At 69.6% G+C, this 22836-nt stretch carries 23 protein-coding genes and 2 rRNA genes; 10 read left to right on the top strand and 15 right to left on the bottom strand.

The annotated features are described in order from the left end of the window. The first annotated feature begins 15 nt into the window (after positions 1-15). Complete coding sequence (gene pstB, locus A3Q37_RS12665) at positions 16-792, top strand: phosphate ABC transporter ATP-binding protein PstB (RefSeq protein ID WP_065482666.1); 777 nt, start codon at positions 16-18, stop codon at positions 790-792. Between the two features lie 132 nt (positions 793-924). Here the strand turns inward: pstB and A3Q37_RS12660 are convergent, their stop codons facing one another. Continuing rightward, positions 925-1923: an inorganic phosphate transporter gene (locus A3Q37_RS12660; RefSeq protein WP_065482664.1), complete on the bottom strand. Its 999-nt coding sequence runs from the start codon at positions 1921-1923 to the stop codon at positions 925-927. A 5-nt stretch (positions 1924-1928) separates the two neighbouring features. Continuing rightward, complete coding sequence (locus A3Q37_RS12655) at positions 1929-2549, bottom strand: DUF47 domain-containing protein (RefSeq protein WP_003968094.1); 621 nt, start codon at positions 2547-2549, stop codon at positions 1929-1931. Between the two features lie 187 nt (positions 2550-2736). Between A3Q37_RS12655 and A3Q37_RS12650 the strand changes: the two genes are divergently transcribed. Next, complete coding sequence (locus A3Q37_RS12650) at positions 2737-3141, top strand: metal-sensitive transcriptional regulator (protein WP_065482661.1); 405 nt, start codon at positions 2737-2739, stop codon at positions 3139-3141. A 114-nt stretch (positions 3142-3255) separates the two neighbouring features. Here A3Q37_RS12650 and A3Q37_RS12645 read toward each other — a convergent pair whose 3' ends face one another. Both A3Q37_RS12645 and A3Q37_RS12640 read right to left on the bottom strand, forming a co-directional pair. Continuing rightward, positions 3256-3459, bottom strand: a complete 204-nt coding sequence (locus A3Q37_RS12645; protein WP_065482660.1) for a hypothetical protein — start codon at positions 3457-3459, stop codon at positions 3256-3258. A 201-nt stretch (positions 3460-3660) separates the two neighbouring features. After that, entirely contained in the window at positions 3661-4542 is an 882-nt protein-coding gene (locus A3Q37_RS12640) for a hypothetical protein (protein WP_065482657.1), read from the bottom strand. Positions 4543-4655: 113 nt separating this feature from the next. Here A3Q37_RS12640 and A3Q37_RS35605 point away from each other — a divergent pair, with 113 nt between their 5' ends. After that, positions 4656-4952, top strand: a complete 297-nt coding sequence (locus tag A3Q37_RS35605) for a hypothetical protein (protein ID WP_079137768.1) — start codon at positions 4656-4658, stop codon at positions 4950-4952. Between the two features lie 138 nt (positions 4953-5090). Here the strand turns inward: A3Q37_RS35605 and A3Q37_RS12635 are convergent, their stop codons facing one another. The 7 genes from A3Q37_RS12635 to A3Q37_RS12605 all read right to left on the bottom strand — a co-directional run bounded on the left by A3Q37_RS12635 (position 5091) and on the right by A3Q37_RS12605 (position 13260). Continuing rightward, positions 5091-5822 (bottom strand): phosphatase PAP2 family protein, encoded by a 732-nt coding sequence (locus A3Q37_RS12635; RefSeq protein ID WP_065482655.1) that lies wholly within the window; start codon positions 5820-5822, stop codon positions 5091-5093. Positions 5823-6174: 352 nt separating this feature from the next. Then, positions 6175-7185 (bottom strand): bifunctional lytic transglycosylase/C40 family peptidase, encoded by a 1011-nt coding sequence (locus A3Q37_RS12630; protein ID WP_304364741.1) that lies wholly within the window; start codon positions 7183-7185, stop codon positions 6175-6177. A gap of 136 nt (positions 7186-7321) precedes the next feature. Beyond that, on the bottom strand, positions 7322-7909 hold the full coding sequence (locus tag A3Q37_RS12625; RefSeq protein ID WP_065482649.1) for a hypothetical protein: 588 nt from the start codon (positions 7907-7909) through the stop codon (positions 7322-7324). Continuing rightward, a complete protein-coding gene (locus tag A3Q37_RS12620; protein ID WP_065482646.1) occupies positions 7906-10275 on the bottom strand; it encodes an alpha/beta hydrolase in 2370 nt (789 codons plus the stop codon). Before A3Q37_RS12620 ends, A3Q37_RS12625 begins: the two co-directional genes overlap by 4 nt. A 233-nt stretch (positions 10276-10508) precedes the next feature. Next, positions 10509-10832 carry a hypothetical protein gene (locus tag A3Q37_RS12615; RefSeq protein WP_255311794.1) on the bottom strand — a complete coding sequence of 108 codons (324 nt, stop codon included), beginning with the start codon at positions 10830-10832 and terminating at the stop codon, positions 10509-10511. 218 nt (positions 10833-11050) lie between these two features. Further along, on the bottom strand, positions 11051-12865 hold the full coding sequence (locus tag A3Q37_RS12610; protein ID WP_065482640.1) for an alpha/beta hydrolase: 1815 nt from the start codon (positions 12863-12865) through the stop codon (positions 11051-11053). Continuing rightward, positions 12862-13260, bottom strand: a complete 399-nt coding sequence (locus A3Q37_RS12605) for a hypothetical protein (RefSeq protein ID WP_065482637.1) — start codon at positions 13258-13260, stop codon at positions 12862-12864. The genes A3Q37_RS12610 and A3Q37_RS12605 overlap by 4 nt, the downstream gene beginning before the upstream one ends. Positions 13261-13617: 357 nt before the next feature. On the opposite strand from A3Q37_RS12605, the gene A3Q37_RS12600 reads away from it, so the two are divergent. Next, positions 13618-14157: a hypothetical protein gene (locus A3Q37_RS12600; protein WP_255311793.1), complete on the top strand. Its 540-nt coding sequence runs from the start codon at positions 13618-13620 to the stop codon at positions 14155-14157. A gap of 262 nt (positions 14158-14419) precedes the next feature. Further along, the gene (locus A3Q37_RS12595; protein WP_003968086.1) at positions 14420-14728 is read left to right on the top strand and encodes a hypothetical protein; all 309 of its coding nucleotides are present in this window, start codon (positions 14420-14422) and stop codon (positions 14726-14728) included. Positions 14729-14932: 204 nt separating this feature from the next. On the opposite strand, the gene A3Q37_RS38330 is transcribed toward A3Q37_RS12595, so the two are convergent. Beyond that, entirely contained in the window at positions 14933-15091 is a 159-nt protein-coding gene (locus A3Q37_RS38330) for a hypothetical protein (RefSeq protein WP_369691450.1), read from the bottom strand. On the opposite strand from A3Q37_RS38330, the gene A3Q37_RS12590 reads away from it, so the two are divergent. From A3Q37_RS12590 to A3Q37_RS12570, 5 genes are all read left to right on the top strand, one after another. Then, entirely contained in the window at positions 15075-15779 is a 705-nt protein-coding gene (locus A3Q37_RS12590) for a hypothetical protein (protein ID WP_369691449.1), read from the top strand. The two genes, A3Q37_RS38330 and A3Q37_RS12590, sit on opposite strands and share 17 nt — an antisense overlap. Next, positions 15769-17169 carry a hypothetical protein gene (locus A3Q37_RS12585; RefSeq protein WP_065482627.1) on the top strand — a complete coding sequence of 467 codons (1401 nt, stop codon included), beginning with the start codon at positions 15769-15771 and terminating at the stop codon, positions 17167-17169. The genes A3Q37_RS12590 and A3Q37_RS12585 overlap by 11 nt, the downstream gene beginning before the upstream one ends. Then, positions 17166-18716, top strand: coding sequence for an SCO6880 family protein (locus A3Q37_RS12580; protein ID WP_065482624.1), 1551 nt, complete (start codon positions 17166-17168; stop codon positions 18714-18716). Before A3Q37_RS12585 ends, A3Q37_RS12580 begins: the two co-directional genes overlap by 4 nt. A gap of 115 nt (positions 18717-18831) precedes the next feature. Then, on the top strand, positions 18832-20262 hold the full coding sequence (locus A3Q37_RS12575) for an ATP-binding protein (protein ID WP_065482621.1): 1431 nt from the start codon (positions 18832-18834) through the stop codon (positions 20260-20262). Between the two features lies 1 nt (position 20263). After that, positions 20264-21775: a type IV secretory system conjugative DNA transfer family protein gene (locus tag A3Q37_RS12570; RefSeq protein ID WP_065482618.1), complete on the top strand. Its 1512-nt coding sequence runs from the start codon at positions 20264-20266 to the stop codon at positions 21773-21775. Here A3Q37_RS12570 and A3Q37_RS12565 read toward each other — a convergent pair. From A3Q37_RS12565 to A3Q37_RS12555, 3 genes are all read right to left on the bottom strand, one after another. Continuing rightward, complete coding sequence (locus A3Q37_RS12565; RefSeq protein WP_065482616.1) at positions 21772-22332, bottom strand: GNAT family N-acetyltransferase; 561 nt, start codon at positions 22330-22332, stop codon at positions 21772-21774. The genes A3Q37_RS12570 and A3Q37_RS12565 overlap by 4 nt on opposite strands. 105 nt (positions 22333-22437) lie before the next feature. Next, positions 22438-22554 (bottom strand): 5S ribosomal RNA (gene rrf, locus A3Q37_RS12560). Positions 22555-22634: 80 nt separating this feature from the next. Further along, positions 22635-22836 (bottom strand): 23S ribosomal RNA (locus A3Q37_RS12555); the annotation flags it as partial.

The following is a 22836-nucleotide window of genomic DNA, read 5'->3' as shown; positions in this document are numbered from 1 at the left end:
AAGCAGTGATTTCCCATGGCCAAGCGCATCGACATCAGCGGCCTCACCGCCTACTACGGCAGCCACAAGGCCATCGAGGACATCTCGATGACCGTGGAGCCTCGCTCCGTGACGGCCTTCATCGGCCCGTCCGGCTGCGGCAAGTCCACCTTCCTGCGCACCCTGAACCGGATGCACGAGGTCACCCCCGGTGGCCGCGTCGAGGGCAAGGTGCTGCTGGACGACGAGAACCTGTACGCCTCCAACGTCGACCCGGTCACCGTGCGCCGCACGGTCGGCATGGTCTTCCAGCGCCCGAACCCCTTCCCCACCATGTCGATCTTCGACAACGTGGCGGCGGGCCTCCGGCTGAACGGCAGCTACCGCAAGAGCGAGCTGAACAACATCGTCGAGAAGTCCCTGCGCGGCGCGAACCTCTGGAACGAGGTCAAGGACCGGCTCAACAAGCCCGGCTCCGGCCTCTCCGGCGGCCAGCAGCAGCGTCTGTGCATCGCCCGCGCCATCGCGGTCGAGCCGCAGGTCCTGCTGATGGACGAGCCGTGCTCGGCGCTCGACCCGATCTCGACCCTCGCCATCGAGGACCTGATCGGCGAGCTGAAGGAACGGTTCACGATCGTCATCGTGACGCACAACATGCAGCAGGCGGCCCGTGTCTCGGACCGCACCGCGTTCTTCAACCTCGCGGCGGTCGGCAAGCCCGGCCGGCTCATCGAGATCGACGAGACCGAGCGGATCTTCTCCAACCCGTCGGTCCAGGCCACGGAGGACTACATCTCCGGCCGCTTCGGCTGAGCCACCCCGGCTCCACGCCCCCGATACGGCCTTGCGGTGCTGCATGGCGGTGCCACCACAAGGCGAAAGGGTCCGCCCCCGTGCTCGTACGAGTACGGGGGCGGACCCACACGTGTAACCGGCCGGAACCGCTCAGCCGAAGAGCAGCAGGACGGCCCCGTAGCTCAGCGCGGCGACCAGGGCCGCGGCGGGCATGGTGATGAACCAGCCCAGGATGATGTTCTTCGCGACGCCCCAGCGCACGGCGTTGACCCGCTTGGTGGCGCCGACACCCATGATCGCGGAGGTGATGACGTGCGTGGTCGAGATCGGCGCGTGGAAGAGGAACGCCGAACCGAACATGATCGAGGCACCGGTGGTCTCCGCCGCGAAACCCTGCGGCGGGTCCAGCTCGATGATCTTGCGGCCGAGCGTACGCATGATGCGCCAGCCACCCGCGTACGTACCCAGCGAGAGCATCACGGCACAGGCGATCTTGACCCAGACGGGGATCTCGTCGTTGGGGCCCTCGATGTCGGCGATGACCAGGGCCATCACCACGATGCCCATCGTCTTCTGCGCGTCCTGGAGGCCGTGGCCGAGCGCCATGCCCGCCGCCGAGACCGTCTGCGCGATCCGGAAGCCCCGCTTGGCCTTGTGCGGGTTGGCCTTCCGGAACATCCACATGATGCCGACCATCACCAGATAGCCGAAGACCAGGCCGATGATCGGGGAGAGGAACATCGGGATGACGATCTTCTCCAGCACGCCGGACCAGATGACATCCGTGCCGCCGGCCAGCGCCGCCCCGACCATGCCGCCGAACAGGGCGTGCGACGACGAGGAGGGGAGGCCGTAGTACCAGGTGATCAGGTTCCAGATGATCGCGCCGACCAGCGCCGCGAACAGGATCCCCATCCCCTTCTGCCCGACGGGCGTGGCGATCAGGCCTTCGCTGACGGTCTTGGCGACCCCCTGGCCGAGGAAGGCGCCGGCCAGGTTCATCACCGCCGCCATCGCCAGAGCCGCACGCGGGGTCAGCGCCCGGGTGGAGACCGAGGTGGCGATGGCGTTCGCGGAGTCGTGGAAGCCGTTCGTATAGGTGAAGCCGAGCGCGACACCGATGGTCACGATCAGCGCAAAGGTGTCCACGAGGTTCAGGACTCCTTGACCGCGATGGTCTCCACGGTGTTCGCGACGTGCTCGAACGCGTCAGCCGCCTCTTCCAGCACATCCACGATCTGCTTGAGCTTCAGCACCTCCATGGCGTCGTACTTGCCGTTGAAGAGGTGGGCCAGCAGCTTGCGGTGGATCTGGTCGGCCTGGTTCTCCAGCCGGTTGACCTCGATCCAGTACTCGGTGAGGTTGTCCATGGTCCGCAGCCCCGGCATGGCCTCGGCGGTCAGCTCCGCCGCCCGGGCCAGCACCTCGATCTGCTGCTCGACGCCCTTGGGGAGCTCCTGGACCTGATAGAGGACGACCAGGTCGACGGCCTCCTCCATGAAGTCCATGATGTCGTCGAGCGAGGACGCCAGGTTGTAGATGTCCTCGCGGTCGAACGGCGTGATGAAGGAGGAGTTCAGCTGGTGGAAGATCGCGTGGGTCGCGTCGTCCCCCGCGTGCTCCGCTGCCCGCATACGCTCCGCGATCTCGACTCGGGAGGCAGAATCCGCCCCGAGCAGTTCCATCAGGAGTTTCGAGCCCGTGACAATGTTGTCCGCGGAGGCGGAGAACATGTCGTAGAAGCTCGTCTCCCTGGGGGTCAGACGAAAGCGCACGTGGGGTCCTCGGGATGCTTTGGATTCGGTCAGGCTGATGCTAGGCGCATCATCCGGCCACGGCTAACCGGCGTTCTTCAGTGTCGCCCATCGGACAGGGCGATCAACACGGACCCCCGGTCACGTTTCGGCAGGATTCGTTACGATATACCCGGCAGGGGTATATCAGGACAACGGGAGGACGCAGATGACCACGACCGGGACCGGGGCCGGAACCACGGGGACGGACGCGGCGGGCACGGCTGACGCGGCGGCTCCGGACACGGGGACGGCCGCGCCTGTGGACATCGTCACGGACCACGACCGCGGCATCCACGGCTACCACCACCAGAAGGACGAGCACCTCAAACGCCTGCGCCGGATCGAGGGCCAGATCCGCGGCCTCCAGCGCATGGTCGACGAGGACGTCTACTGCATCGACATACTCACCCAGGTATCGGCGTCCACGAAGGCGCTCCAGTCCTTCGCCCTCCAGCTGCTGGAGGAGCACCTGCGCCACTGCGTGGCCGACGCGGCCGTCAAGGGCGGCGAGGAGATCGACGCGAAGGTCGAGGAGGCCACGAAGGCGATCGCCCGGCTGCTCCGTACCTGATGCGCGACCGCACGGGCGGTACCGGCGGAGATTCCGACGGCGGTTCCGACGGCGGGAGGGGCACGGGCGCGGGAGGAGTACGGGCCTGGGTGCGGGCGTCACCCTCGGCGGGCGTCATCCCCGGCGGGCGGCCTGCCGGGGGACCGTCGCCCAGGACTCGGCGCCCCGGACGTCGAGCACTTCGTCGATACGGTCGGGACTGAGGCGCTCCTCGCCCGCGGCCGACGCGGCGATCATCAGCTCGCCGCACAGCTCGATCTCGGCGAGGGCCACACGGTCCTGAGCGTTCGGAGCGCTGAGCGTCACCACCTGCGTCACCTCTCCCTGCCGTCCTCCCGGCCGTCCCCGGCCTCTGGCAACACCGACATCCCAGCCTAGGGAGCGCGACACGTGCCGCGCATGGCACGGACGGACCATTTTGAGCCCCCTCCCAACCGGCCCCACCACCCGGCCCGTCCCGGTACCCACGCCTCCCCCACCCGGCCCGCGCCCCGGCGCCTCGGCGAGATCCGGCACCCCTCAGCCCTGCCGGATCTCGCCGGTGTAGATGGCGTCCTCGTCCGGCAGCTTCACCGTGACCGGCAGCCCGAACCCGTACAGCAGCAGCGTCGAGACCACCGACACCTCCGGGCCCCGGGCGTCGGAGGAAAAGGTGAAGCGGTGCCGGACCTTCCGCAGCCGGCCGTCCTCGTCGAGGTAGGCGTCGAAGGGGACGGCGTCCTTGCTGAACCCTTTCGCCGCCGCGCTCAGCGCCCCGCGTGACTGCGGCGAGGCGGCGCGGGCGGCCCGGCCCAGGTCGGCGACGCCCCGGTAGTGATACACCGTCACCCCGGCCAGCTCGGTCTTTCCCGCGTACGTCACATCGGCCGCGCCGCGCAGCAGTTCGGCCGCCGCCATCGGGTCGGTGACCCCGCCGGTGACGAGGTTGCCGTCCTTCAGCCCGGTCGTGTCGATCCTGACCCACTTGTCGTCGGGCACCCCGGCCCCGCGGTTCTTCATGTACAGCGCCCCGGGCGCCAGCAGCTCGGTGATCGGCCGGTGGCTGCCCGTACCCGCGACGTCCTTGCCGGCGGCGTCCTTGGGCAGCACCACCCGGAGCCGCCCCATCTGCTTGCGGAAGTCGTACGTGCCCTGCCCCCGGATCGTCACCCGCGTGCCGCCGGCCGCCGTCTCCATCGACGTACGGGTCTCGGCGCCGCCCGCCTCGACGAGGACGTCCGCCGCCTGCCCGAGCAGATCGAGCGGCCGGTCGGCGGCCACGGAACGCTGCCCGGATCCGTCGCCCGCGCCGCCGCCCCCGTCCCCGCCGATGCACCCGGCGGTGACCGCGATCACCCCGGCCGCGGCGAGGGCGCGGACAGCACGGGCCCCGCCTCCGTCCCTGTACTGCTGCACCACCATCGCCTGCCAACCCCCAACGACTGCCGCCCGGCCGAGCCCTGACCCGCTCCGCATAACGACCGCCGCCGTCCCCCGTCACGCCACGGGGGCGCTGCGGCCAGTACCGTGGACGGGTGCATGAGGATTCCCCCGCCGCGGCCCGCACCACCGCCGCCCCGCGCACCCCCGTCCGGACCGCCCCCGCCCTCGCGGAACCGCTGCCCGCACCGCTGTCTTCATCGCTGTCTTCATCGCTGTCCGAACCCCTGCCGGAAGCGCCCCCTCCGGGCCCGCCCGCCGGGCACAGCGCCACGACGATCGAACGAGGCTCGTTCTGCCTGGCCCGGTGCAGCTGCGGCTGGTCGGGCCCGGCACGCAGATCCCGCGACCGGGCCCGCACCGACGCAGCGGAACACCTCGCCGCGCCCTGATCCCCCGCGCGGGTCCGCCGTACGGCTGCGCCGCGCCCGGGCCCGTACAGCACGAACCCCCAGGCGCCGGAAGCACCTGGGGGAAACAAAGGCAGCGGATGAAGCGAGCGGAAGGGGAAGGCAGGGCCCCCGGGAGGCTCAGGCGGCCAGATCCTTCTCCCCCGGGTCGCCGCGCCGGGAGCCGGGCCGCGGCTCGGGGATGCCGACCGCCTCGCCGCGCTCGTCCGCGTACGCGACGGCCGCGCTCTTCGACCGGACGAACCAGCCGACGCGGGGCGAGCGGGCGACCGCCGCCATCAGCGGGGTCAGCAGCGCCATGGCGAGCGGGGCGAGCAGCAGGGTGACGGCCGTACCGAGGGCGAAGCCGCCGATCACGTCGGTCGGGTAGTGGACGCCCATGTAGATCCGGCTGAACCCGGCGAAGAGCGCGAGGCCGATGGCATAGAAGCCGAACTTCCGGTTCGCCACGAAGATGCCGACGGCGATGCCCATGGCCAGGGTGGAGTGGTCGCTGACGAACGAGAAGTCCGTCTTGCCGTGGATCAGGACCTCAAGGCCGTCGTGGTCGTTGAAGGGGCGTGGCCGTTCGACGAAGCCGCGGATCGGGATGTTGATGAGGATGGCGATGGCGGCGGCGAGCGGCGCCCAGACGATGGCGGCGGCAGCCGTCACGGCGTCCTCGGCCGTCCCGCGCCCCCGCATGCTCCACCAGCACCACAGGCCCACCAGAACGAGGCCGACCATGATCCCGTACTCGCCGACGTACTCCATGACCCGGTCGAACCAGGTGGGAGCGGCCTTCGCGAGACCGTTGATGTCGTAGAGCAGACTGACGTCCGGGTTCGACCCGTCGAGTTCGAGTCCAGCCATCTGCTGCGGCCCCTTGCCTTGTCTGCTTCTCTGCTACGACGCGCGTCCTTGCGCGCCGCCCTGGTCGAACCCCCGTATCCGGTGCGATCCGTTACCGCACTGCACCGCACAGCTTCACTGCGACGCATGGTCAGTGCGTATGGCGTTCCCGTTCCCTGTCCAGGGAACGGCCCGGGCGTCGCGCGCGTTCCGCTCTCCACCGAATGATCACTATGACGTTATCGAAGAGTGACTCGTCGTCGCAGCTCAGGGCCCAGGCTTAACGGAGAGTTCCCGCCAGGGCCGACTGCCCGTCAGCACCCTTCGCCGCTCCGGAAGCCCGCGCGAGACGTACGTCACCCGTGGGCAGACGTCACCCCGTGGGCAGATCGGTCGGCAGGGCGGCGGCTCCGTCCTTGGTGACCCGGGTCGCACCGAAGTAGTCCGGCGTATCGATCTTGTCGAACCGGATGACCGCCCCGGTGAACGGCGCATTGATCATATAGCCGCCCCCGACGTACAACCCGACGTGCCGGATGGCCCGCGAATTGGTGAGGTCGTCGGAGAAGAACACGAGATCGCCCGGGAGCAGCTCGTCCCGCGAGGGATGCGGCCCGGCGTTGTACTGGTCGTTGGCAACGCGCGGCAGCTCGATCCCGACAGTCCGGTACGCGGCCTGGGTCAGCCCGGAACAGTCGAACCGCCCCTGCTGCTCGGGCGTACCGTTGCCGCCCCACAGATACGGCGTGCCGAGCTTCTTCTGGGCGAAGTAGATGGCCCCGGCGGCCTGCCGGGAGGGTGCGACCCGGCCGACGGGCCGGGCGAAGCTCTTCTCCAGGGATCGAATGATCTTGACGTAGTTCTGCGTCTCTTTATAAGGAGGCACACCGCCGTACTTGATGACGGCGTAGGCGCCGGCGTTGTACGCGGCGAGCATGTTGTCCGTCGGGTCGCCCGGCACCTTCTTCACGTACCCGGCGAGCTCGCAGTCGTACGAGGCGGCCGAGGGGATCGCGTCGGCGGGGTCCCACACGTCCCGCTTGCCGTCGCCGTTGCCGTCGATCCCGTGCGTGGCCCAGGTGCCGGGGATGAACTGGGCGATGCCCTGCGCGGCGGCGTGGCTCTGCGCCCGCGGGTTCCAGCCGCTCTCCTGGTACAACTGCGCGGCGAGCAGGGCCGGGTTGATGGCGGGACAGAGGTTGCCCCACTTCTGCACCAGCGGCTGGAAACGCGCGGGCACGGCCCCCTTGGCCAGGGCGACGGCGCCGCCGCCCCCCGACCCGGCGAGCCCGGCGGCGGCGGAGTACGTACCGACGACGAGCAGCGCCAGGAAGCACATGACCATGCCGACGCCGATGCCACCGAACACCCAGAATTTCCGCACCCCTCAACCATCCCCCATCGGGGCACGCTTCAGGGATGTTTTCGACGGTGTGTACGAGTCATACGCGGCACACCACCGGCGCACCCGAAGCACACGGGGGCGCCGACGGCTCACAGGTAACAGAGCTGACGGGGTCTCATTCCCCCTCCCCCGACCAGAAGTCGGAACGGACGTTGGGCCGGGGCAGCGGATAGACGTCCTTGTAGGCGGGACCGTTCGGTTCGGAGGTGGGGGCGGCGACCTTCGACTCCTTCACACAGGGGCTGTCGGCCTCCAGGAAGGCCTGCCCCTTCCCCCGGAAGGAGACGCTGACACCGAATCCGCTCTTGGTGACCGCGTAGACCGCAGGGAACTTCTCGTCCTTGTTGACGGCCTTGATCCGGTAGTCGTTCTTCCGCCAGAAGTTCTCCGCCCGATCGAGGAATGTCTGCCGGCGCTCGGCGGAGACGATGGTCATGACGGTACGCCGACGGGTCACCCCGCAGGCGCGGGTGGTGGTGGGCCCATGGGCCCACTGCACATCGGGATCGATGCCGTCCAGGACGGCATCGAGCATGGCGTCGGACTGCTCGGCGGCTTCCTGCATGTCCATGCCTTCCTCCTTCCCGGCACTGGTGGTGTCCCCCCGCGAACCGCTCTCACTCCCGCACCCGGCCAGCGGAACCCCGAGGGCCAGGACCAGGACCACCGCGACGGGGGGCAGGGCCCGCTTCGCTCGCCTCACTTCGGTTCCTCCATCTTGAGCCGGTCGGCGTTGCCCGACACGATCAGGGCGATGCTGTCCGCGGACACGGCGTCGCGTTCCGGGCTGAAGTAGTTCGAGTGCGAGTCCAGGCTGATGCCGCTCCCGCTGACGAGGGGCGGCCCGTCGGCCACCGGGAAGCGCCGGGCCCCGAACGCCTTGCTCGCGGGATCCTTCCCGAACCAGAGGTCGTCGTCACCCGGATCGGCGAGATCCCCGGCGATGTACGCCCCGCCGGGACCGCCCAGGACCAGCCCGAGCCCGCCCACCACGACCTGGGTCTTCGAGGGCAGCTTGGTCACCGGGTCGTTGGCGGCGGCCCCCACGAAGACGTGCTCACTGCCGACGCCGAGGTCCACGGCGTGATCGACGCCGACGCCCGGGCTGCCGACGAGGATGATGTCGTCGACCCCGGGTATCCCGCCGGGCCGGGCGGCCGCGGCGCCGACGGTCCGGGACCCGTAGGAGTGCCCGATGGCGGTGAGGTGCGGGTCCTTGTTCTGGTTGGTGACGGAGATCCCGTCCATGAAGTCGCGGTAGGCGGCCCCGCCCTTCTCGGCGCGCCCGGTCCCCATGACGGCGAAGTAGCCCGCCACCCCGTCCTTGTCCGGCAGCTGCGGGGCGTCGTACCCGAGCCAGACGATGGACGCCGTGGACTCGTCGTACCCCTGAGCCCCGATCGCGGTGTCGCGGGCCCGCCCGAGGTCGTTCTTGGCGAACTCCTCGTCGAGGGAGGTGTTGAGCCCGGGCACGTAAGCGGACACATGCTGCGACACGTCAGGATTCCCGAAGGAGACAATGGCCCGCCCGTTCCCCTCGTCCCCGATCCCGATGAGATACATGGGCGGCTTCCCGTTCTCGTTCAACTGCCGCTCGATCTCGCGCAGCCCGGCCAGCTGGTCGCGGGCCTTGTCGGTGTCGACGCCCTCCAGCTTGTCGATGAGGGCCGGAAGGTTACGTCGGTTGGCGGCGTCCCGGGCGAGGACCGGGATGCCGTCGAGGTTGCCGATCCGCTCCGGGACGAGCTCGATGTACCGCTCCCGCTCCTCCGGCGAGAGCCCGTCCCACCAGGCCTTGCGCTGGGCGGGCGTGGCGTTCTGCGGGATCCGCGCGCTGAGGTGGGCGCGCTCGGCGTCCCGCACCTCGGCGTCGACCCGCGCCCCGGACCCGGGTATCGCCAGCCCGGCGCCGGCCCCGCCGACGGCCTTGTTCCAGTCCCAGGCCGCGCCGATGAAGTCACCCCGCGCCCACTTCTGTTCCGCGCCACGGGTGTCGCGCGCCCACTGATCGACGATGCGCTGCCCGGTCTCCCCGGGCCGCAGAACAGCATCGACGACCCCGCGGACGTCACCGCCCAGCCCGTCCCCCAGGAACCCGTCGAGGAAGCCGCCGCCGTTGGGGCCGGGGGGTCTACCCGCGTCAACCGGCGTGAGGAGGTCGGTTTGGGGGGAGGTTTCGGAGGAGGCGGTTTCGGAGGGGGCTCCGGTGGTGGTGTCCGGGGTTCCGGTGGAGCTGGTGGAACCGGTGGTGCCGGGGGCTCCGGTGGAGCCGGTGGAGCCGCTGGTGCCGGGGGCTCCGGTGGAGGTGCCGGTGGAGGTGCCGTTCTCACCGCTGGTACCGGTGCTGCCGGTACCACCGGTGAGGCTGGACTCACCGCCTTCCCCACCACCGCCGTCGGCACCGGCGCCAGGGGAGCCATAGTCCCCACGGCCGCCGGCGCTCCCGCCGGCGCTCCCGCTCGCACTGCCGTCACCGGCCACGACGTCGCGCCCCGGGGCCGGGCAAGAACTGCCGGTCAGTTCACAGATCGCGCTGCGGATCTCCGCGGTGAGCTGCTGCCCGGTCCCCGTGGCCATGAGCCCGCCGACGAGAGCGACGACGACCAGGACGAGGCCGAGGTACTCCAGCGCGGTCTGCCCACCGTCGCGCCGGAACTTCATCATCCGGGCGAAGCTGAACAGCCGTTGCTCGGCGCGTTGGTCCGGTCCGCTGCGGAACCACCGGCGGCTTTCGGGCCGGCACAGCAGGACGATGGCGGCCACCGGCAGGACCAGCCGCGCGATGCCCTGCCCCTCGGCCCCGCCGCTCAGCTCGGCGAGGGCGCCGAGGACGATCCAGGCCAGCACGGCGAGGAGCCCGTACCGGACGCGAACGCCGCCGTGACGGACGTACAGCGAGAGTACGAAGACGGCGACCCCGGGTAACGCGGCGTAGAGCAGCAACCCGAGGAGGTACCCGTCGACCGCGTCCACCGAGGAGGCGGTCGACAGGGCCCGGATCGCACCCACCAGGGTGGCCACGAAGAGAACGTGAAGAAGGATCAGCGTGGCCTGCAAGGGCCGGGGCATCAACCGCCCACCCGAACCCGCTACGGCAGCGCTTACATCGACGCCAACAGGGACCGCGCTTCTTCGTATGCCGGACAAGAGCAGTCCCCTACCTCGTGAGTGGGCGGAACGGGCGACAGGTCGGTCACTCCACGTATGCGACCACAGGGGGCGGGGGCACGACATGGGCCCCAGGACCCAATACAGGGCTCAAACCCCTTGCGTACCAACCGAGTTAAGCCACCCTGGCCCGATCACGACCCGCTCCCCGCCGACCAGAAGTCGGAGTGGATGTTGGGGCGGGGGATGATCTCCACCCCGGGCTCGAGGAACGCGGTGGCCGGGCTGGTGGAGCGGGCGACCTCGGAGTGGCGGACGCATGGGGTGTCTACCTGAAAGAAGGCTTGCCCCTTTCCTCCGATGCGGAGCCTCACACCGAAACCATCCCGAGTCCGAGCATAGATGGCCGGATAATCCACATCATTATTGATAGCCGTCATGTGATACCCCCTCTTACGCCAGAACCGATCCACCACTCCTAAAAGATTCCCCCTTCTTTCGGCGGAGATTTCCGTCATGACGACGCGCCTACGTGACACATCGCAACCACCCACAGTCGTGGGCCCATGCGCCCACCGCAACTCCGGCCGAATCTCCTGGAGAACTGAATCCAGAATCTCATCAGACCGTTCCGCAGCAGCTTGCATATCCATACTTGAATCCTCATTTGCCGAACAACCGATTACTGTCGCCAGAGCAATATATCCGGCGACCACCACAGGAAGAATCGGACACCTCAACGGGCTCCCTCCTGCTTGACCTTATGGCCAGCCCCCGCAACAACCATCGCAATACTGTCGGCCGACGAAGAATCCAGCTCCGGGTCGAAGTACTGCGAATGCGCGTCGATCGAGGGGCGACCAAGACCGATCAATGGCGGCCCCGGATCCACTGCGAAGCGCCGCGCACCAAACTCTTCGCTCGCCGGATCTTCTCCGAACCACAGGCCACCATCTCCCTGATGAACCAGATCTACCGCCAGTGATCCCGCCTCTCCGAGCGCGCTCCCGGCTGCAGCAAGCAACGCATTTTTCTTGGATGGCAGGTGAGTCACCACGTCATTCTCAGCGGCACCAACGAATACGTGATCTCTTCCCACTTTGAGATCCTCCGCACGGTCCACTCCGAGTCCCGGACTGCCGACCAGGACGATGTCATCGACCCCGGGAATCCCATCACCCTGCTGTGTGGCAGCTCCAACCGTTCTCGAACCATACGAGTGCCCAATAGCCGTCATGTGCGGATCGCTGTGGTCATTCGATACATTCAGCCCGGACATGAACTCGTTGAATGCCCGCCCGCCGACCTCCGCTCTTTCCGTTCCTGCAACAGCAAAGCTGCTCATCCCGTCCGGGCTCTGAGGCGCGTCGTAGCCCAACCAGACAATCGCCGCAGTGGAATCGTCAATCTCCCTCGCCGCCAAGGAGGTGTCACGCGCCCGCTTCAAATCACCAACAGCAAACTCCTCGTCCAACGACGTATTCAACCCCGGCACATAAGCCGCCACATTCCGCGCCGTATCCGGATTCCCGTACGACACGATCGCCCGCCCGTTCCCCTGATCCCCGATCCCGAGCAGGTACATCGGCGGCTGCCCCGCCTCCGGCACCGCCCGCAGCTGCCGGTCGATCTCCCGCAGCGCCGCAAGCTTCGTCGCCGAATCGCCGTCGTCCCGCCCCTCCAGCTTCCCCATCAGCAACTGGAGGTTGTCCCGGTTCGCCGCGTCCCGCACCAGGGCCGGAATCCCGTCCAGGTTCCCGATCTGGTCCGGGTACACCGCGAGGTACTCCTCGCGCTGTTCGTCCGTCAGCCCCGCCCACCACGCCTTGCGTTCCGCCGGACTCGCATCGTGCGGGATCGCGTCCTTCAAATACCCGCGCGCCGCATCCCGCACCGCCGCCGCATCGGCCGCCGCGTCCGTCCACGTCGCCACCGGAACGCCCAGCCCCTCGTGCGCCTTCAGCGAGCGCAGAATCCTGGTGTACCGCCAGTCCGCATCGGCCGCCGCACGGACCGCCCGCGCCACCCGGTCCGCGATGTCCTGCGCCTTGCCCGCGTTCGGATTGGGCGCGACGAGGCCCGTCGGCGGGGCCATGCCGGGGTTCGGCACCCCCGACGCCGTCCCGCCCGCCAACGGCTTCCCGTCGATCAGCCCCTCGCCCGCCGCCGGATACGTCACCGAACCGTCCGCCCGCACCGTGAACCCCAGCGCCGCCGCATCGTCCAGCGCCCCCTGCAACACCCGCTGCTGGGCCCTGATCTCGTGGGCCAGGCTGTTCAGCGTGGTCCGCAGCAGCCCGCACTCCGTGTAGATGTACTGGAAGTTCGTCCCCAGCCGGCGCAACCCCCGCACAGCCGCGTCCGGCGCCTCCCCCTTCTGCGTATCGCGCAGCCCCGGCAGGAGCTCGCCCTCGATACGGTCCCGGGCCGCGTCCGCCCGGTTGCTGACCCGCCCCCAGCCGTCCGCCGCCTGCTCCAGTTCGCCGCACTTCACCTCACGTAACGCCGACCATGTCAGGGCGGAACCCGCCCCACCGTTCCGTCCGCTCACCGCACGCCACCGACGCTCGGCGTCTTCACCCCGTCGAAGCCGCTCTTCACCGCCTCGTTGGCCTGCGTCTGGCTCTGGACGACCGCCCGCATCTTCCCGCCGAGGCTCCCGCACTCCTTACGGGCGTCCGCGATCCGGCGCTCCCACGAGGCCCGTACGGCACCCAGTTCCGCCAGCGCGGACAGCGCTCCGGCCCCAGCGGTCAAGCCCTGGTGCGCCGCCTCCAGTTCGCTCTTCACGGGGCCAAGGAGCGTGACCAGCTGGTCGGCCCCGCCGGCGGCCCGCAACCACGGACCACGGCTGTGCCGGAGATCCCCTCCCTCGGCGGCCGCCCCCGCCCCGTCCCGGCTGTCGCCCGGCTGCCCGACCACGGTCACTCCGCCCACACCGCTCACCCGTTCACCCCGTTCGCCTGATCGTGGAGCGGCACTGTGCCAAATCCGCCGTACGCGACATGCCGTACGTCAGCACGCGGCACCCCGGCCCCCTGCGCACCCGCTCCCCGTGATTCCCGGCCGGTCGAAGCAGCGCTCCCGTTCCCGCGGAGCCCGCCCGGTTCACCCGAACGAAGGGGGAGGCGGACACCGGCGCACACACCGGCGCACAGGGCGGCCGCTCACACGGAGCACGCCCGGCCGAGACCCTCTCCGCCGCACGGCGGAGGCCCGCGCCCCCGACCTCGTACCGCGGAACCGACCACTCAGGAACAGAAGCTGACGCCCAGCCACGCCCCACGTACCACGATGGAACGCATGCGACCCCGAGAGGAACGCCCCGTCCCGACATCCGCGCCCCCTCGGTGGGCGGTTCGCGCCGCGCAACTGATCACGCTGCTCGCGCTGCCGACCGGGCTGTGGCGGCTGACGATGGTGTGCGGGTTCCCGTCCGGGTACACCGAGGCCGGCTTCGTACCGTTCGACACCCTCGGCTCCAAGCTGTGGATGCTGACCCTGAGCGTCGTGTGCGAGCTGCTCGCCCTGCTCTCCCTCGGCCTGGTACGGCCGTGGGGCGAGACGGTGCCCCGCCGGATACCCGTCATCGGCGGCCGCCCCGTTCGCCCCCTGGCCGCCGTCGTACCGGCCGCCGCCGGGGCCCTCGCGCTGACGGCGATCTTGGCCGCCATGCCCCTGTGGTGGACGTATCCCCACCCGGATATGACCCCCGCCGGCCGTCTGCTGGTCGGTGTCATCTACCAGCCGCTCGTCCTCTGGGGGCCGCTCCTCGGGGCCGTCACCGTCTCCTACTACCGGCGCACACGCGGCTCTCGAACGGCGCATACGAACACGCCGTGACCCGCGAACGCTGCGACCGCATCAGAACCCATGGCCACCGTCGTTGCTCCTGGTCACAGCGCGTGATACACAGAGTAACCAGGCATATGCGCGAGGAGCGGACGAGCCGCAGGTCAGGGCGGCGGCACCGGTCAAACGTGCGAGATCCGGGTAAAGAGACCCGGGAAGGCGTCGTGCGAGCACGGTTTCATCAGCGAAGATAGAAGGCGACCCGTGCCGGACGGCACGGGCAGCGAACTACCCAACAGGGGCGGTGACTTACATGATCCTGGCAGCAGAGAAGGGCGACATCACCACCATCATCGGCGGAATCGCTCCGGACTGGGGGCCGTTCGGGACGCTGGGCAACGAGGCGCGCATCATGATCGAGGTGGTGATGGCCATCGCCATCCTGCTCTGCCTCGGCATCGCGATCTGGGGTGCCGCGAAGCAGCGCATCGGAGCGACGGCGCTGCGCGACACGTTCAGCGCGGAGCAGGGCAAGGGCCTGATCGTGGCCGGGCTGACAGGGGTCTTCATCATCGGCTCCCTGGGGACCCTGTTCACCATCGTGTACGGAATGGCCGTCTGACCCACCGTCGGCCGGCTCCCACCGGGCCGTCCCAGCCCGCTCCCCACCATCCGCCCGTCGCGCCCACCGGCTGAGGTTGCGTTTCCCTGATGTCGAGTCACCACACCGCGTTCAAGCGGCAACCAGCACAGCTACCGTCGTCCTGCGCGGATCTGCACACGACCGAGGGAGCGAACGCGGCATGAGTCCCGGTGACGAGCACGACTACCGCGGCAAGGACCAGGGGGGCCGCGGGGACGACCCGTACAGCACGCTCGGCGGCACCCGGCAGACCCGCACCCGCCTCCCCGACGGCGACCCGGGCAACCCCAACGCGCGCCGCCCCGCCCGCAACTCCCGCTCCCTCGTGACGATCACCGGCATCGTCGTGCTCCTCGTCGCCGCCATCGCCTTCGCCAACCGGGGCGGCGGCAGCGACGACGACGCCTCCCCGGGCGCCAAGCGCTCCGGAGCCGCGGGAAGTGCCCCCACCGCAGCCACCGGCACCAAGCCCGTCCCGGGCAAGAACGGCACGATCCCCTCCGGTTTCGCCCACGACGAGCAGGGGGCGCAGAGCGCGGCGGCGAACTATGCGGTGGCGCTGGGGTCGGCGGAGATGTTCACGAAGGAGAGCCGCCACCAGATCCTCGACACGGTCTACTCGCCCGCGGCAGCCGACAAACTCCGGGCACCTCAAGACCGGGCCTATTCGGCCGAGTTCCTCTCACGCCTCGGTCTCGACCCCGACGGCAATGCCCCGAAGGGCAGCACCTTCATCTCACGGACCGTTCCGGTGGGCACGAAGGTCCTGGCGTTCGACGGCGACACCGCAGAGGTAGCTGTCTGGTACACGGGCCTCATCGGCATGTCCGGCCAGGACTCCGCCAAGCCCGTGAGCACCACCTGGAAGACATGGACGGCTCAGATGTCATGGTCGGACGGTGACTGGAAGGTGACCGGCGCCTCCGAGAGCGACGGCCCGGCCCCCGTCCCCGGCGATGTCGCGGCTTCGAAGTCCGACACGATCAGCAAGGCCGTAGAGGAGTACGGAGGCTTCACTTATGCCAGGTGACCCCAAGTACCGCTTCCGTTCGGTGGCAGCCTCGCTGATCGGACTGCATGCAGCCGCACTCGCGTTCGCCGGGCGCGCGGCCGCGGACCCGACACCTACCCCGACCCCGACGCCGTCACCGAGCGCCAACGAAGAGTGCAGTCTGCTGTTCGGCGAGGTCAAGAAGTTCTGCGAGGAGGGAGACGGCGCGAGCGATCCCGGCAGCGTGCCGGGGTCTCCCGACCCCTCGGAGTCCCTCGACCCCCTCTCCTCCCTCGCCCGAGGCTGCGCCGACGCCGCCTCCTGGATCGTCGGCAAGCTCAGCGAGGCCGTCGAGTCCACGGCCAACGTCGACTTCACCAACCAGAAGTTCCTCCAGCAGTACGCCGTCATCTTCGCCGCCTCCACCATCCTCACCCTCGTCCTCTGGCTCCTCGCCGTAGCCAAGCGAGCCATCCGCGGCGTCCCCCTCACCACCGCGATCTCCGAGGCCGTCGGCTTCCTCTGGCTCACCGTCCTCGCCTCGGCGTTCACCCCGCTGATCCTCTACACGATCGTCTCCGCCACCGACGGCGTCACCGACATCATCGCCTCCGCCACCGGCGGCCAGTCCGACGTCTTCTTCGGCTCGTTCGCCGAAGCCCTCAAGAAGGGCGAGGACATCGGCGGCGGCCCGATCATGCTGATCGTCGTCTCGCTCGTCTCGATCCTCGCCGCCGGCATCCTGTGGCTGGAGCTCGTCATCCGCGCCGCCCTCCTCTACGTCGGCGCGCTCCTCGGGATCGTCGTCTACTCCGGCCTCGTCGACAAGAACATGTGGGGCCACGTCCGCCGCTGGGCCGGCATCATGATCGCGGTCATCATGGTCAAGCCGGTCATCGTCATCGTCCTCGGCCTCGCCGGCGCACTCTCCGCGGGCGACGGACCCGACGCCTTCTCCGCCGTCGTCTCCGGCCTCTCCATCATCCTGCTGGCCATCTTCGCCTCCGCCATGATCTACCGCTTCGTCCCCGGCTTCGGCGACGAGATCCAGGGCGCCCGCACCAACCGCAAGCAGGCCACCGACGGCTCCCAGGCCGCCGCCCTCATCAGCTCCCCGGCCGCCCTCGTCTCCCAGGGCATCAAGACCCACAGCGGCCGCAACGACCAGAACAGCGGCGGAGGCGGAGGCGCCCGCCCCGCCAACCCGGCCAGCGGCGGCGTCGCCGCCCACAGCTCCCGCACCTCCGGCGGAAGCGGAGGCGCAGGCGGCGGGGGCGGCGGCGGATCTGTCCCCTCCGCCGCACCCTCGCCCCGCAGCGGCTCCGCCCCCACCTCCGCCACCCCCCACAGCAGCCGCTCCTCCCGAGGCGGAGGCGGCGGCGGTTTCGGCACCACAGGTAACTCGAGCACAGGAGGTGGAGGGCGTTGACGACCCAGTCCCACACGATGACGCCCCGCCGCACGTATCTCATCGGCCGCGCCCGGCCGAACGCGATCGTCGGCAAGAACCGCGAGACCGGCGAGATCGCCCTGATCATCGTCGGCGCGTTCCTCGGCATGATGAGCGGACTCCTCGTCCCCCTCCTCTCCCTCCGCATCGTCTGCCTCGTCGGCTTCCCGATGCTCGCCCTCGCCATCGTGTACGTCCCCTACAAGGGCCGCACCTTCTACAAGTGGTTCGAGATCAACCGCACCTTCAAGCGCTCCCTGCGCCGCGGCACCGCCTACCGCTCGGGCGCCATGGAAGCCGGCGTCAGCGCCGACGGCCGCGAGGTCGAGATCGGCCCGCCCCCCGGCATCGGCCGGATCAGCTGGCTCGCCGCCCCCTTCGGCCCCGACGAGATCGCCGTACTCCTCCACGCCGACCGGCGCACCGTCACCGCCGCCATCGAGATCGAGGGCCCCGGCGTCGGCCTCCGCGACAGCGAGGACCAGGAAGCCCTCGTCGACCGCTTCGGCACCCTCCTCAAGCACGTGGCCAACGGCGACGGCTTCGTCACCCGCCTCCAGATGCTCGCCCGCACCCTCCCCGCCGACCCCGACGCCCACGCCAAGGACGTCGCCCAGCGCGGCGACAAGGCGTCCCCGGCCTGGCTCCAGGACTCCTACGACCAGCTCCAGTCCATGGTCTCCACCTCCAGCGAGCAGCACCGCGCCTACCTCGTCGCCTGCATGCACTACAGCCGCGAACTGGCCGCCGAGGCCAACGCCATGGCCCGCGCCGCCCGCCCCCACGGCGGCCGCAAGCTCGACCGCGACGCCGGCCTCGCCGTCGTCATGGCCCGCGAGCTCACCGACATCTGCGCCCGCCTCGCCGAGGCCGACATCCGCGTCCGCCAGCCGCTCGGTCAGAGCCGCGTCGCCTCCCTCGTGCACTCCATGTACGACCCCGACCACCCCATCGACCACATCCAGGCCATGACCAAGCGCAATGCCTGGCCCGCCGAACTGGACGCCGTCGAGCCCACGTTCCTCCAGGCCAAGACCCGCGAGTCCACCACCCGCGCCCCCTGGTGCCACGCCACCGCCTGGGTGAAGGAGTGGCCGATGACCCCCGTCGGCGTCAACTTCCTCGCCCCGCTCCTCGTCCACACCCCCGACGTCATCCGCACCGTCGCCGTCTGCATGGACCTCGAACCCACCGAGGTCGCCATCGAACGCATGCTGACCGAGAAGACCAACGACGACGCCGAGGCCAGCCGCCAGGCCAAGATGAACCGCACCGTCGACCCCCGCGACATCGCCGCCCACGGCCGGCTCGACCAGCGGGGTGAAGATCTCGCCAGCGGTGCGGCCGGAGTGAACCTGGTGGGGTACATCACGGTGTCGTCCCGCTCACCCGAAGCGCTCGCCCGCGACAAGCGCACGATCCGCGCCTCCGCCGGCAAGTCGTATCTCAAGCTGGAGTGGTGCGACCGCGAACACCACCGCGCCTTCGTGAACACGCTCCCGTTCGCCACCGGCATCCGCCGCTGACGCGGCCACCACCCCCGACGCAGCAACCCGACGCAGCCACCCCCGCCACCGAACACGCACCGCACACACAGCACCGCACTGCACCGCACCCGCGACAAGAGAGGGCACCCCCACCATGCGAGACCCCCTGTCCGCATTGTCGGATGCCTTCACCTCCTTCCTCTTCGGCAAGGTGGAGACGACCCGCCTCCCCGTCCGTACGTCCACGGGCCAGGCCCAGGCCGTCTACCTCCCCACCGCCGCCCCCGGCCTCGGCGACAGCGGCGTGATCATCGGCCGCGAGGTCTACAGCGGCAAGGGCTACATCTACGACCCCTTCCAGCTGTACGGGCAACAGCTCCCCGCCCCCCACTGGCTGGTCCTCGGCGAGTCCGGCAACGGCAAGTCCGCGCTGGAGAAGACGTACGTCCTGCGCCAGCTCCGCTTCCGCGACCGCCAGGTCGTCGTCCTGGACGCCCAGGGCGAGGACGGCGTCGGCGAGTGGAACCTCATCGCCCAGGAGCTGGGCATAACCCCCATCCGCCTGGACCCGACCGCAGCCCTCAACGGCGGTATCCGCCTCAACCCCCTCGACCCGTCCATCACCACCACCGGCCAGCTCGCCCTGCTCCGCACGATCATCGAAGTCGCGATGGGCCACGGCCTCGACGAACGTTCCGGCTTCGCGCTCAAGGTCGCCCACGCCTACGTGACCACGACCATCACCGACCGCCAGCCGGTCCTGATGGACATCGTGGAGCAGCTGCGCCACCCCGAGCCCGAGTCCGCCGAGGCGATGAACGTCGACATAGACGATGTACGGGCCTGGGGCCTGGACGTGGCCCTCGTCCTGGACCGGCTCGTCGACGGTGACCTGCGCGGCATGTTCGACGGCGCCACCACCGTCGGCATCGACCTCGACGCGCCCCTCATCGTCTTCGACCTCTCGCACATCGACCGCAACTCGATCGCGATGCCGATCCTGATGGCCATCGTCGGCGTCTGGCTGGAACACACCTGGATCAGGCCCGACCGCAAGAAGCGCATCTTCCTGGTCGAAGAGGCGTGGCACATCATCAACTCCCCCTTCGTCGCCCAGCTCTTCCAGCGCCTGCTGAAGTTCGGACGCCGCCTCGGGCTCTCGTTCGTCGCCGTCGTCCACCACCTCAGCGACGTCGTGGACGGGGCCGCGGCGAAGGAAGCAGCGGCCATCCTCAAGATGGCCTCCACGCGCACGATCTACGCCCAGAAGACGGACGAGGCCAGAGCGACCGGCCGGGTGATCGGCCTGCCCCGCTGGGCCGTCGAGATCATCCCGACCCTCACCCCCGGCATCGCCGTCTGGGACGTCAACGGCAACGTCCAGGTCGTCAAACACCTGATCACCGAGGCCGAACGCCCCCTGGTCTTCACCGACCGCGCCATGACCGAGGGCTCAGCGGTCACGGACCCGGACGACCTGCTCCCCGAGGACATCCGCGCCGCCGATCTGGAGGCGGAGCAACGGGCGGCCCGGATCGAGCACCAACAACGGATGAACGAGTCGTCAGAGTCAACGGTGGCCTGACATGGCACGCCAGACACCGCGGGGCCGGAGCAACGGCTCCGCCCGTCACGACGGTTACGACGACCGGCCCCAGGGCAGCGGCGGCATCCCGGACGGCCTGCTGATCGGCGTCCTGGCCCTGCTCCTCGCGGCCACCCTGGTCACCTGGACGGCCACCGGCCTGGCCGGGCTCCTGGCCCACGGATCCTGGCCGGCCGGCGTGACGTTCATCCGCGCCCCGCTCGCCCTGCGCGAACTGGCCACCGCACCCCAGGACCTCACCGCCGCCTGGCCGGAGACACCCCCGGCCCAGCTCTCCGGATACGGCCTGTTCTGGGGCCTGTTCATCGGCGAACTGATGGTGCTGCTGGTGCTCACGGTGTTCACGCTCGGAGTCGTGTCCCGTGGCCGTGCGGTACGGGAACGGCGCCGCGAGGAACGGTCCTTGAAGGCACAGGAGCCGCAGCCACAGCCACCAGCACAGGCACCAACCCAAGCCCCACCCACACCATCATCAACAACCCACACCCCACCCCCGACCGAGAAGACGCCCACTCCCCTCGAATCAAGCGCGGCGCTTCTCCCCTCCCCCCGCACTCCCCTCCTCGTCTACGCCCCGGCACCCGCCCGGCGCCCCACCGTCGTCCAGGCGATCCACGACGCCGAGGGCCCCGCCCTGGTCGTCACGTCGGACCCCACGGTCTGGGCCGAGACGAAGGACGCCCGGGCCAAGCTCGGCCCGGTCCTCGTCTACGACCCGGGCCACCTCTGCGACACCCCGGCCCGCCTCCACTGGTCGCCCACCGCCGGCTGCGAGCACCCCGACACCGCCGCCGCACGGGCCGCCGCCCTGCTCGCCCCGGTACGCCCGCAGGCCAGGATCGACGCGGCGGTGGCCGACACGGCGCAGACGCTCCTCCAGTGCTGGCTGCACGCCGCGGCGGTGGACGGCCGGCCGTTCCGCCAGGTCGCCCGCTGGGCGTCGGGGGCCGCCGCCCACGAACCGGTACGCCTCCTCCGTACGCACCCCAAGGCCGCGTCCGGACTCGCCGGGCTCCTGGAGTCCGCGCTCACGGCCTACCCGGAACGGCGCGAGGTGGCACAGGAGTTGAACGTACGGGCCTTCTCGGCGCTCTCCTCGGTGCACATCCGCGAGGCCTGCACGGCCAACCGATCGGATACGGCCGCGCTGGAATCTTTTGCCCGCGAGGGGGGAACGCTCTACCTGGTGGGCGACCCCATCGAGGATCCCCGCTCACGCCCGGGCGCGATGCCCCTCCTCACCGCGCTCGCCGCAGACGTGGTCGAGCACGGCCGCCGCATGGCCGCACGGTCAACCGACGGTCGGCTCGACCCACCAATGACGCTCGTCCTGGACGACGTCGCGGCCGTGGCACCGCTTCCCCAGCTCCCGGAACTGCTGGCGACCGGCGAGACCCGGGGCATGCCCGCCCTGGTGCTGCTCCGCTCCCAGGAACAGGGCCGAGCCCGCTGGCGCGAACAGCTGCACGCGCCGGCCCCGGGCATCAGCTAGCTCGCCCTCCCGAGGACGTACTCCAGCTCCCGCTCGCCCTGGTCGCCCGGGGCGAGAATCCACTGGCCGGAGGGTACGAAGCCGAACTTCCGGTAGAACGCGGCGGCCCGCGGGTTCTTCTCGTGCACGTAGAGGCGTACCCGCTCCATCCGGGGCGCGGACAGCGACCAGACCCACGCGACGGCCTCCCGGAACAACGCCTCGGTCACCCCGGTCCCCCGCACCTCGGGCCGGACGAACACACCGACCAGGTGCGCCTGGTGCACCGGCGAGGCCTCCCCGAAGCGCACCTCGTCGTCCGGGCTCTCGACGAGTACGGTGACCGACCCGACCCACTCCCCCTGGGGCGACTCCGCGACGAACTGGCGTACCCGGCCGGGCCCGTCCTCCGCGGCATCGGCGGCACGCTGCTGCCAGAACACATCCGGCTTCGCAGCGGAGTCCTCGTACGACTCCAGGAACGCCACCGGAGCCGCCGGGTCCTTCAGAGCGTCCAGCCGCAACTGCCTGACCTGCGGCCATTCGTCGGCCCGCACCACACGCATCACATAGTCCATACAGCGATCCTCACCCCCACCAGCCGCACGTTCAACCGAGTAACCCGCACCCGGAACGCAGAAAAGCCCCGCACCAAAACGGTGCGGGGCTTCCCCACAAAGATTGTTCGGCGGCGTCCTACTCTCCCACAGGGTCCCCCCTGCAGTACCATCGGCGCTGAAAGGCTTAGCTTCCGGGTTCGGAATGTAACCGGGCGTTTCCCTAACGCAATGACCACCGAAACACTATGAAACAATCAAACCAACCGGTAATATCACGGCTGTTCGTTATTTCAGAACTAACACAGTGGACGCGAGCAACTGAGGACAAGCCCTCGGCCTATTAGTACCAGTCAGCTCCACCCGTTACCGGGCTTCCACATCTGGCCTATCAACCCAGTCGTCTACTGGGAGCCTTAACCCCTCATGGGGGTGGGAACACTCATCTCGAAGCAGGCTTCCCGCTTAGATGCTTTCAGCGGTTATCCTTTCCGAACGTAGCCAACCAGCCATGCCCTTGGCAGA

The organism is Streptomyces sp. PTY087I2 (genome assembly GCF_001687325.1).
In the GTDB taxonomy this organism is placed as follows: Bacteria; Actinomycetota; Actinomycetes; order Streptomycetales; family Streptomycetaceae; genus Streptomyces.
This window is presented reverse-complemented; position numbering and strand designations above follow the sequence as displayed.

Excerpts from the sequence above, each read along its gene's own strand:
- A3Q37_RS12575 (WP_065482621.1), top strand. The coding sequence starts at position 18,832 with ATGCGAGACCCCCTGTCCGCATTGTCGGATGCCTTCACCTCCTTCCTC.
- A3Q37_RS12595 (WP_003968086.1), top strand. The coding sequence starts at position 14,420 with ATGATCCTGGCAGCAGAGAAGGGCGACATCACCACCATCATCGGCGGA.
- A3Q37_RS12615 (WP_255311794.1), bottom strand. The coding sequence starts at position 10,832 with ATGACGGAAATCTCCGCCGAAAGAAGGGGGAATCTTTTAGGAGTGGTG.
- A3Q37_RS12600 (WP_255311793.1), top strand. The coding sequence starts at position 13,618 with ATGCGACCCCGAGAGGAACGCCCCGTCCCGACATCCGCGCCCCCTCGG.
- A3Q37_RS12585 (WP_065482627.1), top strand. The coding sequence starts at position 15,769 with ATGCCAGGTGACCCCAAGTACCGCTTCCGTTCGGTGGCAGCCTCGCTG.
- A3Q37_RS38330 (WP_369691450.1), bottom strand. The coding sequence starts at position 15,091 with ATGCCGGTGATCGTCACGAGGGAGCGGGAGTTGCGGGCGGGGCGGCGC.
- A3Q37_RS12565 (WP_065482616.1), bottom strand. The coding sequence starts at position 22,332 with ATGGACTATGTGATGCGTGTGGTGCGGGCCGACGAATGGCCGCAGGTC.
- A3Q37_RS12650 (WP_065482661.1), top strand. The coding sequence starts at position 2,737 with ATGACCACGACCGGGACCGGGGCCGGAACCACGGGGACGGACGCGGCG.
- A3Q37_RS12570 (WP_065482618.1), top strand. The coding sequence starts at position 20,264 with ATGGCACGCCAGACACCGCGGGGCCGGAGCAACGGCTCCGCCCGTCAC.
- A3Q37_RS12635 (WP_065482655.1), bottom strand. The coding sequence starts at position 5,822 with ATGGCTGGACTCGAACTCGACGGGTCGAACCCGGACGTCAGTCTGCTC.
- A3Q37_RS12640 (WP_065482657.1), bottom strand. The coding sequence starts at position 4,542 with ATGGTGGTGCAGCAGTACAGGGACGGAGGCGGGGCCCGTGCTGTCCGC.
- A3Q37_RS12620 (WP_065482646.1), bottom strand. The coding sequence starts at position 10,275 with ATGCCCCGGCCCTTGCAGGCCACGCTGATCCTTCTTCACGTTCTCTTC.
- pstB (WP_065482666.1), top strand. The coding sequence starts at position 16 with ATGGCCAAGCGCATCGACATCAGCGGCCTCACCGCCTACTACGGCAGC.